We start from the raw sequence: 15432 nt of genomic DNA, 5'->3' as shown, positions 1-15432 counted from the left end.
TTCGGCGTTCCTCCTGTAACCGCTCAGCGTGGCGTGGCTCGCCGGGCGGCGGGGAGACGGCGGTCGCGGGGGTGTCGGATGGCGTTGGTGCTGGTTCTGGTGGTGATGTCGTCGGCTTCGTCCTTGGCCAAGGCCGCCTTGGCCCGGGTGGCCGTGGTGCGCGGGGCCGCGACGGACCGGACCGTGGTGTCGGCAGCGTCTGCGCGCGTGCGCGTCGTCGGCATGCGGATGGCCGGACGTTCTCTCCCGTCCTTCGGTCACTGGGAGCGGTCCGGCCATCCGTGGTCAGGCGCGTACTCGGCCCGGTCAGCCGATGGCCGGGCCCGCCGTGCCGGCGAGTGCTTCGAGGTCGCTCTTGCGGACCTTGATCACCAGCCAGGCGGTGAGCAGGGCCAGGGCGGCCATCGCGGCAGCGGGGACGAAGGCCGTGGAGATGCCGTGGGCGAGCACTTCATGGCCCCACGGGGTCGGCAGTTGGTGCGTCTTGGCGAACTGCGCCTTCTGCTCCGGCGAGCCGCCGGCGACGAACTTCGGCAGTTGCTTCTTGGCCTCGTCCTTGCTGGCCGTGCCGAAGACGGTGGTCAGAATGGACAGGCCCAGCGAACCGCCGACCTGTTGCGTGGCGTTGAGCAGGCCGGAAGCCGCACCGGCCTCGTGCTGGGCGACACCGGAGACCGCCGTGACGGTCGCCGTGACGAAGTTGAGGCCCATCCCGAAGCCGAACACCACCATCGGACCCAGGACTCCGCCGAGATACGAGCTGTCGGGGGTGATGAACGTCTGCCAGACGAGCCCTGCCACCACGAGCGCCGAGCCGGCCATCATGAACGGCTTGGGGCCGAGCGTGGGCAGGAAGCGCTGCGACAGACCGGCTCCGACGGCGATCGCCACGGTCACGGGGAGGAAGGCCAGACCGGCCTTGATCGCGCTGTACCCGAGCACGTTCTGCACGAACAGCACGATGTAGAAGAACATGCCGAACATCGCGGCCGCCAGGCTCAGCATGATCACATAGGTGCCCGAGCGGTTGCGGTCGGCGAACATCTTCAGGGGCGTGATCGGTTCCCTGGCCCGCATCTCGGTCAGGACGAAGGCCACCAGCAGGACCACCGCCGCGCCGAACGAACCCAGGGTCAGCCCGTCGTGCCAGCCCTTCTCCGAGGCGCGGATGAAGCCGTACACCAGGGCGGCCATGCCCGTGGTCGAGGTCAGCGCGCCCGCGATGTCGAACCGGCCCGGGTGCCGTTCGGACTCGGTGATGTACAGCGGGGTGAGCGCGACGATCAGCAGGCCGATCGGCACGTTGACGAAGAACACCCATCGCCAGTCGAGCCAGTCGGTGAGCATGCCGCCCGCGAGCAGACCGATGGCTCCGCCGCCCGCGGACACGGCGGCGAACACGCCGAACGCCCGGTTCCGCTCAGGGCCTTCGGGGAACGTCGTGGTGATGAGTGCCAGGGACGTCGGCGACGCGATCGCCCCGCCCATGCCCTGCAGGGCGCGCGCGGCCAGCAACTGCCAGGGTTCCTGGGCGAGGCCCCCGAGCAGCGAGGCGAAGGTGAACAGCAGGATGCCGGTCATGAAGACCCGGCGGCGGCCGAGGATGTCGCCGGCCCGCGCGCCGAGGAGCAGCAGGCCGCCGAAGGTGAGCGTGTAGGCGCTGACCACCCAGGTGAGGTCCGTGGTGCTGAACCTGAGCGCGTCTTGAATGTGCGGGAGCGCGATGTTCACAATCGTCGCATCGAGTACGACCATGAGCTGGCAGGCCGCGATGACGGTGAGCGCGATACCGGGACGCCCCTCCCGGCGGGCCGCACCCGGTTTCTGATCCTTGAGCAGTTGAGAGGTTGTCACGATGGGTCCCCCACGAAGCCGTTAGTGAACGATCGCGTTCACTGCAGCCTCAACGGTAGTGAGCCCACGATAGAGAACGCAAGCGTTCACTTAATCTCGGGCGCGTCACGTCCCCCTTGCTGTCGCGTGCCGCGTCCCCTATGACGGAATCCCCGCTTCCCCTTGCTCGCTGGAGAAACTCAGATGGCTACCTCGCCATGGACGGCCGCCCCCGCTCAGTCGGCATCCCCCCGTCGGCGCGGCGCCGCGCTCGAACGCGCCATCCTGGACGCCGCGCTGGAACAGCTCAGTACGGTCGGCTGGAACGGCCTCACCATGGAGGGTGTCGCCGCCGGGGCGCAGACCGGCAAGGCCGCGATCTATCGTCGGTGGCCCTCCAAGGAGGACCTCGTGGTGGACGCGCTGCAGGCCGGTCTGCCGCTGATCGAGGAGGTTCCGGATCTCGGCAGCGTGCGGGAGGACCTGCTGGCCCTGTGCCGTCAGGCGCGGGAGGGGATGTTCTCGCGACCCGGATTCGCACTTCGCGCTGTCATTCACGAATGCGATCCGATGCAGGCTGAACGCTTCCATGAGGTGATCTTCGAAGGTGTGGTCGAGCCGACTCTGAGGCTGCTGCGTGAGGTGATTACCCGTGGCATAGGGCGAGGTGAAGTGCGTTCGGACGCGGCCAACAGTTATGTCTTCGATGCCATTCCGGCGATCATGATGTACCGCTCGAAGATGCGCGCATGTGAATGGAGTGATCGCGATCTGGAGGAGATGATCGACGGGCTGATGCTTCCGCTGCTCAGGCCGAGCGGTACCTGATCCGGAGGCCGACGGGGCGCGGGGCCCTTCGGGGAAGCCGGGTGTCGCACGGCGATCCGGTCGGCGTACGCTAAGGGCGCCATGCCGTACGAACCACCTACTCACACCGTCGAGCGCTCCCTGAGGGCCACGACCGGAGCGAAGGTCATTGCCGGTGTCGACGAGGTGGGACGCGGCGCCTGGGCCGGGCCCGTCACCGTCTGCGCGGCGGTCACCGGTCTGCGCCGACCGCCCGGGGGCCTCACCGACTCCAAGCTGCTGACTGTCAAGCGGCGAACGGAACTCGCCGTGGTCCTGCAGACATGGGTGACCGCCTACGCCTTGGGGCATGCCTCTCCTGAGGAGATAGACGATCTGGGGATGACGGCCGCTCTGCGGCTCGCGGCGGGCCGTGCTCTGGGCGCCCTGCCCGTCCGCCCCGACGCCGTGATCCTCGACGGGAAGCACGACTACCTCGGTGCCCCATGGCGGGTCCGCACGGTGATCAAGGGTGACCGGTCCTGTGTGGCTGTCGCGGCGGCGTCGGTGATCGCCAAGGTTCAGCGCGACAAAATGATGGCCGAACTGGGTGTCGACCATGCAGACTTCGGATTTGCGGACAACGCCGGGTATCCCTCACCCGTGCACAAGGCCGCACTGGAGGAGCGGGGGCCGACCCCGTACCACCGCTTGTCGTGGGCGTATCTTGATGCGCTGCCCCAGTGGCGGCACCTCAAGAAGGTCCGCAGCTGGGCGGACGGAAGCGTTCCGGAGATCGAGGGCCAGCTCGGCTTCGATTTCTGACGGTTCCGCTCGCACTGATGTGCCACCCGGCCACGCGAGCCGCACCAATGTTTGATAAATATCAGCTCATGCCTCTCATTCCCGAGGAGCCTCAGATTCACGAGAGTGCCCAGGGTCCCCGCGCCACGCCGGCCAGCGGCCGCACCGCGCCGACCCCCCGCCCCGTACCCGGCCCCCGCCCCGCGGCTCCGTCGCGTCCCGGTCGTCCCGGCCCTCCGCGGCCCACGGCGCCGGTGCAGCGCACTCCGCGGGACGTGGCCTCGGTCAAGCCAGGCCCGTCCGGCCCGGCCGCTCCCGCCGCTTCGGCGGCTCCCCAGATCCAGCTGATCCCGGCTTCGGCCGAGGGCGCTCTCGACTCCGCCGAGGAAGCAGTGGACCTGCTCCTGGAGTCGGGCCGGGCCCCCGGTGAGGTGCTGGTCATCACCACGGGTGCCCAGCACCCGTGGGCCGACCACGAGCTGTCCTTCGGTGAAGCCTCCTACTGGGCGCAGCACGACGCGGGTGACGACGTCTTCTACGCGGATGCCGCCGTGGCCTCCCGTGCCGCGTCCCGCCCCGTGGTCGTCGTCGCCGTCAACGGCGGCCCCGACTCCGTCGCCGCCACCGCCCTCCCGCTGGCCCACTCCCGGGCCGGCGCCCTGCTGATCGTCTGCGGCAACCCGCAGCAGATCAACTCGGTGCTGGGCGCGGGCGTCTGAGCCGTCTCCGGCCCCTTCGGCCGCAGCGGGGCTGACAAGCGCGCCGTTCCGGCGGCGCGGGCACGGTGAAGCCTTCACCGTGCCCGCGTACCTGCAGGGCAGGCGACAGCCGTCCCCTTTCCCGGAGCGGCATCTCGGCAGACGAGGTTGCCGGCGCGGGTGTCACCTTTCGGGCCGGCCGGTCTGCGGCCGGCCCGCTGTCGCGCGCCCGGACCGCGACCGGAAGCGGGACAGGCACGCCCGCGTCTCCGAGGAGAGCGGGCAACGCGTCAGACCGAACGCCCTGGCCGTCGCACGCGGTACGGACCGACCGCGGTGGTGTCCCGTCCAGCCGCTCAGCGGGCCGCGGCGCGGCGCAGGACCTCCGAGACGGGGCCGCCCGTGCGCGGCACCAGGGGCGGGGCTTCCGAGGTGGCGAAGGGCTCCGGTGCCGAGTCGGCGTTCGGACGGCGACCGCCACGGCCCTCGCCGAGTACCTGCCAGCCGTCATGCGTCAGCGTGATGTACGCCCCGCAGCGCAACCCGTGCAGTGTGCAGGCATCCCGCAGTCCCCACATCCACGCGCCGTCCTCCTCCGTCCAACGCGCGTCGCCCTCACGGCAGTAGAGCAGGATCGCGGTGCGCACCGGTGTACGGCGGCGCAGGTCGTGCGGGATGACCCGGCGCAGCTGTGCCAGCAGCACGTTGCGGAACATCCAGCCGTCGGCCGAAGCCGAACGGCGCGTGAACGAGGCGCTCGCCCGTAGCCGCTCATCCGGATCGAGGACAGCCACGATCGCGGTCGCCGGGCCGGGGTGGTGCCGTGCGTGCAGACCGCTGACCACCTCGCGGGGATTGCGCAGCAAGGGTATTCCTGCTGCGGCCCACTCCGCGGGCTCGAGCAGGCGACTGGCGGAAGTAGCGGACGAGGACGTCGACAACGAGGCCGCCGAGGACGGAGCGAATCCGAAGGTCACGTTCCTCCCTTCGGCTACGCGCCCACACTGCGGGCGGGATCGGATTCGGGGAGCGCGCACCGCAGCAAAGCCCAGCCGGAACACGGGCGAGCCGTGCGGGAGCGGACTTCAATTCTTCCTGCCGAACTGGGATGCGGCAACGAGCAATTGGGGTCACCGACTGTTATCTGGTGGTGCGTGGCATATATCCCTACCCATGGGATCCGCCGGTGACGCCCGGGGCGGACGATCAGCCCTGGACGGCGAGGACCAGCGGCAACACCTCCCGCGCTCCCGTCCTCCTGAGCAGGCGCGCAGCGACCGCCAGCGTCCAGCCCGTCTCGGTGTAGTCGTCGACGAGGAGGACCGGCCCCCCGGCGCGGTCCAGAGCCGAGGCGAGCGCGGGCGGCACGCTCAGCGCCCCGTCCAGGGCCTTCAGGCGTTGCGCGCTGTTGCTACGGGTGGCGCGGGGCGCCTCACCGGCATACTCCACGGACCCCAGCAACGGCAGCCGGCCGACCTCCGCGATCCGCGCGCCCAGTGAGTTGATCAGCTGCGGCCTGCTCCGCGAGGCGACTGTCACCACGCCCACCGGGCGGTGCTGGGCGTCGGCCGCGCCGGAGGCCCAGCCGCCGGGGCCCTTCGCCCAGTCGGTCAACACCCCCACCACGGCATGGGCCACGTCGTCCGGCACGACCGCGTCGGCCGCCCCAGAGGTGAACATCGGCCGCAGCCGATTGCCCCAGCCGATGTCCGACAGACGCCCCAAAGCTCGGCCCGGCGATGCCTGTTCCCCGGCCGGAATACGCCCCTTGAGGTCGATGCCGATCACGGTCAGGCCGGTTGGCCACATACGGCGCGGCTCCACCTCGACACCCGCGCGGCCCAGGTCGACCCGGGCGGCGTCCAACGCGGCCGTCGAGGTGCCCGGGGTGAACCGCGCGCCGGCACAGTTGTCGCAGCGCCCGCACGGCTTCGCGCCCTCGTCGTCCAGCTGGCGCTGCAGGAACTCCATCCGACAGCCCGTCGTGGACGCGTACTCACGCATCGCCTGCTGCTCGGCCCCGCGCTGTCTGGCCACCCAGGCGTACCGCTCGGACTCGTACGTCCACGGCTGCCCGGTCGCGAGCCAGCCGCCCTTGACGCGCCGGACCGCGCCGTCCACGTCCAGAACCTTCAGCATCGTCTCCAGCCGTGAGCGGCGCAGCTCCACGAGTGGCTCCAGCGCCGGCAGCGACAGGGGGCGGTCCGCGCCGGAGAGGACGTCGAGGGTGCGGCGCACCAGGTCCTCGGAGGGGAAGGCGAGCGACGCGAAGTACTCCCAGATGGCCTCGTCCTCCTTCCCCGGCAGCAGGAGCACCTCGGCGTGCTCGACTCCGCGCCCGGCACGGCCCACCTGCTGGTAGTAGGCGATGGGCGAGGAAGGCGAGCCGAGGTGCACCACGAACCCCAGGTCCGGCTTGTCGAAACCCATACCGAGGGCGGAGGTGGCGACCAGCGCCTTGACCCGGTTGCCGAGCAGATCGTCCTCGGCCTGCTGCCGCTCCGCGTTCTCCGTCCTGCCCGTGTACGAGGCCACGGTGTGCCCGCGCTGTCGCAGGAAGGCGGTGACCTCCTCGGCGGCGGCCACCGTGAGGGTGTAGATGATCCCGGAGCCCGGCAGCTCGTCGAGGTGGTCGGCGAGCCAGGCCATCCGGTGCGCGGCGTCCGGCAGCCGCAGCACGCCCAGGCTAAGACTCTCCCGGTCCAGCGGGCCGCGCAGCACCAGGGCGTCCGACGCTCCGCCGGTGCCGAGCTGTTCGGCCACATCGGCGGTCACCCGGGCGTTGGCCGTGGCGGTGGTGGCCAGCACGGGCACGCCGGGCGCCAGGTCGGCCAGCATGGTCCGCAGCCGCCGGTAGTCGGGGCGGAAGTCGTGGCCCCAGTCGGAGATGCAGTGTGCCTCGTCCACGACCAGCAGCCCTGTCGCCGCGGCGAGCTTGGGCAGGACCTGGTCGCGGAAGTCGGGGTTGTTCAGACGCTCCGGGCTGACGAGCAGCACGTCCACCTCGCCCGCCGCGATCTCGGCCTGGACGGTCTCCCACTCCTCGGTGTTCGAAGAGTTGATCGTCCGGGCGTGGATGCCGGCACGGGCGGCTGCCTCCACCTGGTTGCGCATGAGCGCGAGCAGCGGGGAGACGATCACGGTCGGGCCGCTGCCTCTGGCCCGCAGCAGCGAAGTCGCCACGAAGTACACCGCGGACTTGCCCCAGCCCGTCCGCTGGACGACCAGGGCGCGGCGCCGGTCGGCGACGAGCGCCTCGATCGCCCGCCACTGGTCCTCGCGCAGCCGGGCCGCGCCCGTGGCATCCCCGACGAGACGGGCGAGGACGGCGTCGGCCCGCGTCCGCAGGTCCGCGTTGCTCGTGTGCTCCATGCGGTCCATACAACAGGACTGCACTGACAATCGGGCGTCGGGCGAAGTCGACGGGCGGCATTGTCGTGTCCCTGATTCGACTTATCCACAGGGTCAACCGGAACAGTGAATTCCGCGAGATCGTCGGCGCATGACGAATCACAGCGAAACGACCGGACCCTTCGAAAACGACGGCATCAAGGGAGAAGGGGCGGCGAATGGGCGACCCGGCCACGACGCCCAGGTCACCCTGCGCACCCCGGCCGAGCTGGCCGACGCACTGCCCTACCTCCTCGGATACCGCCCCGAGGACAGCATCGTGCTGGTCGCCCTCCACGACCGTGGCGGCCGCGGCCGGTTCGGCGGCCGGGCCCGGCTCGGCATCCCGGCCACCCAGGACGACTGGGAAGCGGCAGCACGGCAGCTCGCCGGGGGACTGGTGGCCGGCAGTGAGCGAAGGGGAGCCCGGCCCGAGCAGATGGTCGCCTACGTCTGCCAGGAACCCGGCGAGGGCGAGTCGGGCCGCGACGTCATGCGACGGCTCCGACCGCTCGCCCAGTTCCTGCGTACCGAGTGCGGTCGCCTCGACATCCCCGTGATCGAGGCACTCTGCATCTCGGACGGCCGCTACTGGTCGTACTGCTGCCCCAACCAAGGATGTTGCCCGGACGAGGGAATGCCGATGGGCCTCCCCGGCACCTCCGTACTCGCGGCGGCCGCCACCTACGCCGGAATCCAGGTGCGCGGAACCCTTCGCGAACTGCGGGCGAGGCTGCTGCCGTGGGAGACCGGCGCCGCCGTGCAGCAGGAGGTGGCCCTGGACGCGGCCGGCACGGCGCTGGTGCCGAGGATCCTGGACGACGCGGCACGCGCGGACGTCGCCGAGGAGACGCTCTCCCTCGCCGAGCGGCTCATGCGCCGGTTCGCCGCGGCCCCGCCGGTGTCCGGCACGCACCAGGCGGACCTCCGCGACGACGAACTGCTCGCCCACGACGAGGCGGCGACACTGATCCTCGGGCTGCAGGACCGCACGACCCGGGACCGCGCGGCGGCGTGGATGGAGGGCGACGAGGCGGCGCCGGCCCTGCGGCTGTGGCGTGCGCTGGCCCGCCGTTGCGTCGGTTCGTACGGCGAGCACGCCGCGGCCCTGCTCACCCTGACGGGGTGGGTCGCCTGGTCGACGGGTGACGAGCTGGAGGCCCGGGAGGCTCTGGCGATGGCGCTCGGCGCGGATCCCGACTACCTCTTCGCCCGGCTGCTGCACCAAGCCTGCAACGAGGGCCTCGACCCGGAGGCGGTCCGCCGTTGCCTGCGCGCCGAACGCACGGAACGCGCGCCGACACAGCCGACGGCGCAGGCCGGACCGGCCGGGGAGACCGCAGCGGTGGCCTCCGGCACACCCATCGAACCGACCCCTCGCCGTCGCCGCCGCGCGCGTTCCGCGGACGGGTCCGGTGGCAGCACCCGCCCCGGCCGGGCGGAGGGCGGAAAGCCGCGGGCGGCCGGGTCGCGTCCGCGACCCACGCACCCGGGTGCCTCGAAGCCGGGCGGCACGCGTGCGCGTACCGCGCGGCCGGACGACGCGGCACGTGGTGGCACCCCGTCGCGAGACGCGGCGGCCGAGCGCAGCGCGGAGGAGGAGGCGTGAGCAGCGGCCGGGAGACGGCGGCCGGTTACGGGGAACGACGCGACAGCCCCGGAAAAGGCACGGATCACGGGCCGAGGGCTGCGCTGACCGGCCTGGTGTGTCGGGCAGGCGAGGGAGCGCGAAGGCGGGGTGAACGCTTGAGCGGGCTGCGACGGCGCCCGGGCCCTGCCTGCGCGTCGCACCGGCGTCGGCGTCGGAACCGGCATCAGCGTCGGCGCTTCGGGCCATCGGCCGGGTGCACACCTGCGACACGCCGCCGTTCGGTCGGCTTCCTCGGCGCGAGGCGTGACCCGGGGGAGTGCCTTTCCGTTCACCTGAGTGGCGGAACGCCTGGACGGGTGGTGCCGCCGGATGCCCCTTCCCCCCGCGGGCGCGTCTTCCGGCGCCCCGCATGCCCGAGGCGCACAGCGCGCGGAGGAAGCCAGCCCATGCACCAGCCGACTCCGCCCCCCGCCGCCGATGACCACCACCCCCTCGCGTGCCGCGAGGTGCTCTCCACACCGGACAGCGCGGGGGACGGTCGCACACCCTCGCGCGCCGCCGGTCCTGCGGCCTCGTCGTCCACCCCAGAGCGGAACCCCGGGCCACCCACCACGAGCGATACGGCCCTGCCGTCGACCGACGAGCGGCCTTCGCGGTCCCTCACCGCCCCCGGTCGGCCGTCGCCGACGTCCAACAATCAGCCCCCTCCCGCCGTCGCCTCCCAAGGCGCGGCCAGACGTGCGCAGTCGCCCACCCTCCGGCGCAAAAACGCCAACCTGCCCGCCACGCACGCCGCCCTGATCTGCGTCGCCCTGCCGGGCCTGGCCATCTCCACGGAGCAGGGGCAACTGTCGGGCCAGGGCCTGGAGGGGTTCTACCGGGCCGGCCGGCGCCTGCTCTCACGGTGTCGGCTCAGGGTGGCCGGACGCGAACCACTGCCGGTCCAGGCCCGGATGACCGGCGCCGACCAGGCCCGTTTCGTGGGCACGCTACGCCTCTCCCCGGCGGCCGGGCCCGACCCGGACGTCGTCGTCGAGCGCACGCGTCACGCCGACGGCACCGAGCGCATCACACTCCGCAGCGCCGCCCGGCATCCTCTGCGCCTCCCCGTCGAGGTGGCCCTGGGCACGGATCTCGCGGACCTCGGTGCCATCGCCTCCGGCACCGCGGGACCCGAACTCCAGGCCAGCGTCCACGACTCGGGTCTGCGCTGGTCGTCACCCACGGCCACCTCGTCGGTCACGGCGGACCCGTCACCGTCCGACGCGATCGCCTCGGCGGGGCTGCTGCGCTGGGAACTGGAAGTGCCCCCCGGCGGAACGACCGAGGTGGAACTGCGGGTCCGCGCGGGGGCGGCTGGACCACTGCGTGCCGCCGGCCGCGCCGCGGCCAGTCCCCTGGCAGCCGCCGAGGCGACGGGCGACGATCCGAGAGTCCCGGCGCTGCTGCGGACCAGCATCGAGGACCTCCACGCCCTGCTCCTGCGCGACCCCGCCCACCCGAGCGACATGTACCTCGCGGCAGGCGCCCCCTGGCGCTGCGGAATGGCCCCGGCAGAGGCACTGACGGCCGCCCGGATGACGCTGGCCCTCGGCACCAGGCTGGCGGCGGGCACCCTGCGCACCCTGGCCCGCACCCAGGTGCCGGGCCCGGGACCGCAAGCCGGCATGATCCCCGGTCCGCGGCGCGACGCGGGCGCGCACCTGCCCCCTGCCTGCACCGGCACCGAGGCCACCCTCCTCTTCCCGGTCCTGCTCGCGGAGGCCCGCCGCTGGGGGCTGCCGGACCAGGAGACCGAGGAACTCCTGCCCACGGCCGAGCGCTGCCTGACCTGGTTGCGGACGAGCGTGGGCGACGGCACCTATCTCCCCGACCCGCAGCCGGGCGGCCCCTGGCGGTGCGAGACCCAGGCGCATGCCCACCGGTCCGCACTCCTCGGCGCCGACCTCCTCGATGCCTGCGGAAGGCCGGGCGGCGACGGGCTGCGGCAGTGGGCGCGCGAATTGCGAGCGGCCTTCCGGAGGGACTTCTGGGTAGACGACCGCGGCGGCGGCCGTCCGGCGGCGGCCAGGGATCCGGCCGGCCGCCCCCTGCCGCACCTCGCCTCCAGCACCGTCCACCTCCTCGACACCGGACTGCTCGGCGCCGGTGAACTCGCCGTCGGCCTGCTCGACAAGGTGCAGACCGAACAGCTCGCCCGGCTGCTCGGCGGCCCGGCCATGGACACGGGCTGGGGGCTGCGCGGGCTGGGCGCCAAGGAGCCGGGACACAACCCGTTCGGCCACCGCACCGGAGCCGTGCGGATCCAGGAGACGGCCCTAGCCGTCACCGGCCTCGCCGCGGCCGGATACGAGAAGGAGGCGAGCGGGCTGCTGCGGGGCGTTCTGGCGGCGGCGGAACACTTCGGCCACCGGCTGCCCGAGATGTTCGGCGGAGAGCAGCGCTCCCCGTGGAGCGCCCCCGTCCCCCATCCGGCGGCCTGCCGCCCCGCCGCCACGGCGGCCGCCTCAGGAGTGCTGCTGTTCACCGCGCTGGCGGGGATCCGCCCCGACGCCCCGGCCCGGACGATCACCCTGCGCCCCATGCACAGCGCGCCTCTGGGCGAAGTCGGACTGACCGGACTTCGGGTCGCGGGCGCCCCCTTCGCCATACGGGTCAGCCGCCTCGGTCTCGCCATGGTCGAGGAGGCGGCGGACGGCCTGCAACTGGGTGTGTGACCTCGTTAGACGTGACCGGTCCGACGGGCCGGAACCGCCTCTGCGGCCCATACCGGCACGAAGTGGATCGGCCGGCTCCATGGCCGTCGATAGGAGTGTTTATCGTCAGGCAGACGACTATGATCACGGCATGCCCTACGACCCGTCAGCCTTTCCGCCCTTCGCTGTCACCGTGGACCTGGTCGTGCTGACCGTGCGCCGCCATGCCCTGTGCGCGCTGGCGGTGCGCAGGGGCGAGCCGCCGTTCCAGGGGCGCTGGGCGCTGCCCGGTGGTTTCGTACGGGCCGACGAGGACCTGTCCCAGGCAGCCGCGCGCGAACTGGCCGAGGAGACGGGTCTGACCGCCCACGACCCCTCAACCCCCGCCCAGGCCAACGGCGCCCACCTGGAGCAGCTCGCCACGTACGGCGACCCCAAGCGGGACCCGCGCATGCGCGTGGTCAGCGTGGCGCACCTCGCGCTCGCCCCCGATCTGCCCGCGCCCCGCGCGGGCGGCGACGCGAGCAACGCGCGCTGGGCACCGGTCGAGGAACTGCTCCAGCAGGGCGGGTACGGCCGTGACGGCGAGCCCGTGGCGCCGCTCGCCTTCGACCATGCCCAGATCCTGGCCGACGGAGTGGAGCGGGCCCGTTCCAAGATCGAGTACTCGTCTCTGGCCACCGCGTTCTGCCCGGCCGAGTTCACCGTCGGAGAACTGCGCCGGGTCTACGAGGCGGTCTGGGGGGTGGCACTGGACCCGCGCAACTTCCACCGCAAGGTGACCGGGACCCCCGGGTTTCTCGTCCCGACCGGCGGTACGACCACCCGCCAGGGCGGCCGGCCGGCGCAGCTCTTCCGAGCCGGCGGTGCCACCCTGCTCAATCCGCCGATGCTCCGCCCCGAGGTGTGACGAGGGGGGGTGACCGGGTCCGACGGCGTCCGATCGGTGCACGCCACCGAGGAATAAAACGGGTGATGCCTGGAAAATTGGACATACCGCGCTATCTTGCTGCAGGTGATCCAGGCCTTCGGACTGACCAGCACCCCCCGCAAGGCGCATCCGCCCGCCGTTGACGACGTCTCCTTCGAAGCGCGAGCGGGGCATGTCACCGTGCTCCTCGGAACGGCGGGCGCGGGCAAGACGACAGCGCTCAGACTGATGCTCGAACTGCAACAGGGGCGCGGAATCACCCATTTCCGGGGACGGCCCCTGCACCGGATCGCCCACCCGTCGCACGAAGTCGGCGTGCTCCTCGGTGACGTACCCGGTCATCCGGGCCGTTCGGTCCGGGGGCATCTGCGCATGTTGTGCGCGGCGGCGGGAGTTCCCGTCCGCCGCGCGGACGAGGTCCTCGAAGCGGTCGGCCTCGTCAGCCTGCGTGAGGAACGCCTCGGCACTCTCTCGGGCGGCATGGACCGCCGGCTGGGCCTGGCCTGTGCCCTGCTGTCGGATCCGCACGCCCTCATCCTGGACAATCCCGCCGACGGGCTCTCCACGCGCGAAAGCCAGTGGCTGCACGGCATGCTGCGGGCGCACGCGACGCAGGGCGGCACTGTCCTGTTCACCACCGCGGACCCCAAGGAGGCCGCGCGCAAAGCCGACCGGGTCGTCACCCTGGAGCGGGGCAGGGTCGCCGCCGATCAGGAGGCGGCGGAGTTCGCGCGCACCCGGCTGCGTCCGAGGGTGGCCGTACGCAGCCCGTACGCGGCCCGTCTCGCGGCCGTTCTCACCAAGGAGGCCCGCACCGCCCGGCGCTCCGTGGAGGTCGTCCAGGAAGGCGGCAACCGTCTCTCCGTGTACGGCAGTACGACCGCGGACATCGGCGAGGTCGCGTTCCGTCACGACATCCTCGTGCACCAACTCGCCGACGAGATCGGCGACATGGGGCCCGGCGCCGGAGCGGATGGCCTGGAGCGGGAACGGCCGGCCGGTGAGGGGGTGGTCGTCGGACAGCAGCGGGTCGCGGGTGAGGGCCTCGCGAGGGAGGGGGCACGGTGGCGCGCGGTCGGCGGCAAGCCGCAGATCGCAGTCACGTCGTGGGCGGTGGAAAAGTCACGGGTCGCCTGCACCTCCGGTACGTCGACCGGGAAAGACGAGAAGACCCCGCAGGCACTGCAGGCACCGTCATCGGGTGCGCCGACGCAGGCGACCGGCGAGCAGCCCGTGCCGAGTCAACCCGGGGCTGCCGACGCCCCCGGGACACCCGGTCGACCGCAGGCTTCCAGTGATCAAACGGCGTCGGATCACCCCCAGCCCGCCGGTACTCCCACCGCACCGGGTCAACCGCACATCACCGATGACCAGGGGATCACGCCCGCAGAACTGACCCCGTCCGCGAAGCCGACCGGGGACGCCACGCCGACCAGGGATGCCACGCCGACCAGGGACGCACTGCAGGTCGAGGACGAGCCGCAAAGCGAGGGGTGTCGGTCGGCCGAGGACGAACCGCAGGCCGAGGGGAGTCTGCCGGCCGAGGGCAAGCCGCAGGCCGAGGGCAATCCGTCGGCCGAGGACAATCCGCAGGCCGAGGACGATCCGCCGTTCGAAGGCAGTTCTCAAGAGGTCCGTGTGCCGGTCGACGCCGGTGAGCCGTCGGTCATCGAGGCCTCCTCCGGCGCTTCCCCCGCCGACACCCCCGCACCCGGCGTCCCACGGCCCCCGACCGCACCCCCGCGCTCCGCAGGCGGTCTCACCCCCGACGTCTCGACCTCCCTGCCGCCCCCGATCTCCGTCCGCCCCGCCCCCACCCCCCTCCGCCCCCTGCGCTACGAGCTGCGCCGCGCCGCCGGGATCGGCACCGGCTTCGTGATCTCCGGCGTCGTGCTGGCCCTCTCAGCGCTCATGGCAGTCCTCCTCGCCCGGCTCGGCCACACCCCGCAAGCGCGCCTGTTCGCCGCGTGGCCGCGGGGGCTGCCCCTCCCGCCCGCGGCGATCGGGGCGGGACTGCTGGGTGCGCTGGCCTTCGGGGACGAGTTCCGCCACCCCGCCCTGGCGGCGGACCGCGGCACCGTGCCCCGCCGGCTGGGGCTGCTCACCGCGAAACTCCTCGTCTCCGGGGCCACGGCGGCGCTGCTGGCCTTCCTCGCCGTGGGCTGTGACGCCGAAGTGCTCTACGTCGTCTACGGACGGCAGCTCACGGAAGTTCCCCCGGACTGGATCCCGCTCGGCGTGAGTTGGTTCGGGCTCGTGACCGGATGCGCCTGGGCCGGCCTGCTGGCGGCGGGCGTCTTCCGGTCCACCACGGCCGGACTGGCGGCGGTGCTCGCCGTGCCCGTGGTGGTCGTACCCATTGTGGAAAAGGCGCTGGAGGGGCCCGCCGTGCGGGTCGAGGCCGGAATTCCGGCGCGGATGCGGGAGGTCCTGCTGCTGCGGTGGCCCTTCGGAGGCGAGCGCTACCTGGCCGGCCTGGCCCGGGTGGTCGCCCAACCCGTCGGTGGCGCGCTGATGTTGTCTCTGACCGCCCTGCTCTGCGCTTATGTGCTCACGACCCTGCGGGCCCGGGTGCCCTGACGGCCTTCCGTACGCTTCCGTTTCCAGGGTGCGCACAACTCCCCGGAGAAAGCCCATTTCTTTCCGATAAGGCGTCAATTGCGACGCCGTGAGCGATCACCCTTTCGTGTGCTTTTCACCAAA

General features: G+C 72.3%; 11 protein-coding genes. 7 read left to right on the top strand and 4 right to left on the bottom strand.

Annotated features, from left to right (window positions below):
• Positions 1–23: 23 nt before the first annotated feature.
• Both ACFYMM_RS15810 and ACFYMM_RS15805 read right to left on the bottom strand, forming a co-directional pair.
• Positions 24–224, bottom strand: coding sequence for a hypothetical protein (locus tag ACFYMM_RS15810; protein WP_388386582.1), 201 nt, complete (start codon positions 222–224; stop codon positions 24–26).
• Positions 225–306: 82 nt separating this feature from the next.
• Positions 307–1854, bottom strand: a complete 1548-nt coding sequence (locus tag ACFYMM_RS15805) for an MFS transporter (protein ID WP_388386580.1) — start codon at positions 1852–1854, stop codon at positions 307–309.
• Positions 1855–2037: 183 nt separating this feature from the next.
• Between ACFYMM_RS15805 and ACFYMM_RS15800 the strand changes: the two genes are divergently transcribed.
• The 3 genes from ACFYMM_RS15800 to ACFYMM_RS15790 all read left to right on the top strand — a co-directional run bounded on the left by ACFYMM_RS15800 (position 2038) and on the right by ACFYMM_RS15790 (position 4142).
• On the top strand, positions 2038–2661 hold the full coding sequence (locus tag ACFYMM_RS15800; protein ID WP_388386578.1) for a TetR/AcrR family transcriptional regulator: 624 nt from the start codon (positions 2038–2040) through the stop codon (positions 2659–2661).
• An 81-nt stretch (positions 2662–2742) separates the two neighbouring features.
• Positions 2743–3444, top strand: a complete 702-nt coding sequence (locus tag ACFYMM_RS15795) for a ribonuclease HII (RefSeq protein WP_388386576.1) — start codon at positions 2743–2745, stop codon at positions 3442–3444.
• A 68-nt stretch (positions 3445–3512) separates the two neighbouring features.
• Positions 3513–4142, top strand: coding sequence for a hypothetical protein (locus tag ACFYMM_RS15790; protein ID WP_388386574.1), 630 nt, complete (start codon positions 3513–3515; stop codon positions 4140–4142).
• A gap of 335 nt (positions 4143–4477) precedes the next feature.
• Here the strand turns inward: ACFYMM_RS15790 and ACFYMM_RS15785 are convergent, their stop codons facing one another.
• Positions 4478–5098, bottom strand: coding sequence for a hypothetical protein (locus ACFYMM_RS15785; RefSeq protein WP_388386572.1), 621 nt, complete (start codon positions 5096–5098; stop codon positions 4478–4480).
• A gap of 229 nt (positions 5099–5327) precedes the next feature.
• Positions 5328–7493 carry a RecQ family ATP-dependent DNA helicase gene (locus ACFYMM_RS15780; protein WP_388386570.1) on the bottom strand — a complete coding sequence of 722 codons (2166 nt, stop codon included), beginning with the start codon at positions 7491–7493 and terminating at the stop codon, positions 5328–5330.
• 130 nt (positions 7494–7623) lie between these two features.
• Between ACFYMM_RS15780 and ACFYMM_RS15775 the strand changes: the two genes are divergently transcribed.
• The 4 genes from ACFYMM_RS15775 to ACFYMM_RS15760 all read left to right on the top strand — a co-directional run bounded on the left by ACFYMM_RS15775 (position 7624) and on the right by ACFYMM_RS15760 (position 15309).
• Positions 7624–9120: a DUF4192 domain-containing protein gene (locus ACFYMM_RS15775; protein WP_388386568.1), complete on the top strand. Its 1497-nt coding sequence runs from the start codon at positions 7624–7626 to the stop codon at positions 9118–9120.
• Positions 9121–9950: 830 nt separating this feature from the next.
• Positions 9951–11819, top strand: a complete 1869-nt coding sequence (locus tag ACFYMM_RS15770) for a glycogen debranching N-terminal domain-containing protein (protein ID WP_388386709.1) — start codon at positions 9951–9953, stop codon at positions 11817–11819.
• 130 nt (positions 11820–11949) lie between these two features.
• Positions 11950–12708 (top strand): NUDIX domain-containing protein, encoded by a 759-nt coding sequence (locus ACFYMM_RS15765; RefSeq protein ID WP_388386566.1) that lies wholly within the window; start codon positions 11950–11952, stop codon positions 12706–12708.
• A 96-nt stretch (positions 12709–12804) separates the two neighbouring features.
• Positions 12805–15309, top strand: coding sequence for an ATP-binding cassette domain-containing protein (locus ACFYMM_RS15760; protein ID WP_388386564.1), 2505 nt, complete (start codon positions 12805–12807; stop codon positions 15307–15309).
• Positions 15310–15432 lie beyond the last annotated feature (123 nt).

It is taken from the genome of Streptomyces sp. NPDC006739, assembly GCF_042869815.1.
In the GTDB taxonomy this organism is placed as follows: Bacteria; Actinomycetota; Actinomycetes; order Streptomycetales; family Streptomycetaceae; genus Streptomyces.
The sequence above is the reverse complement of the archived record's forward strand: the minus strand, read 5'-3'. Positions and strand labels throughout refer to the sequence as shown.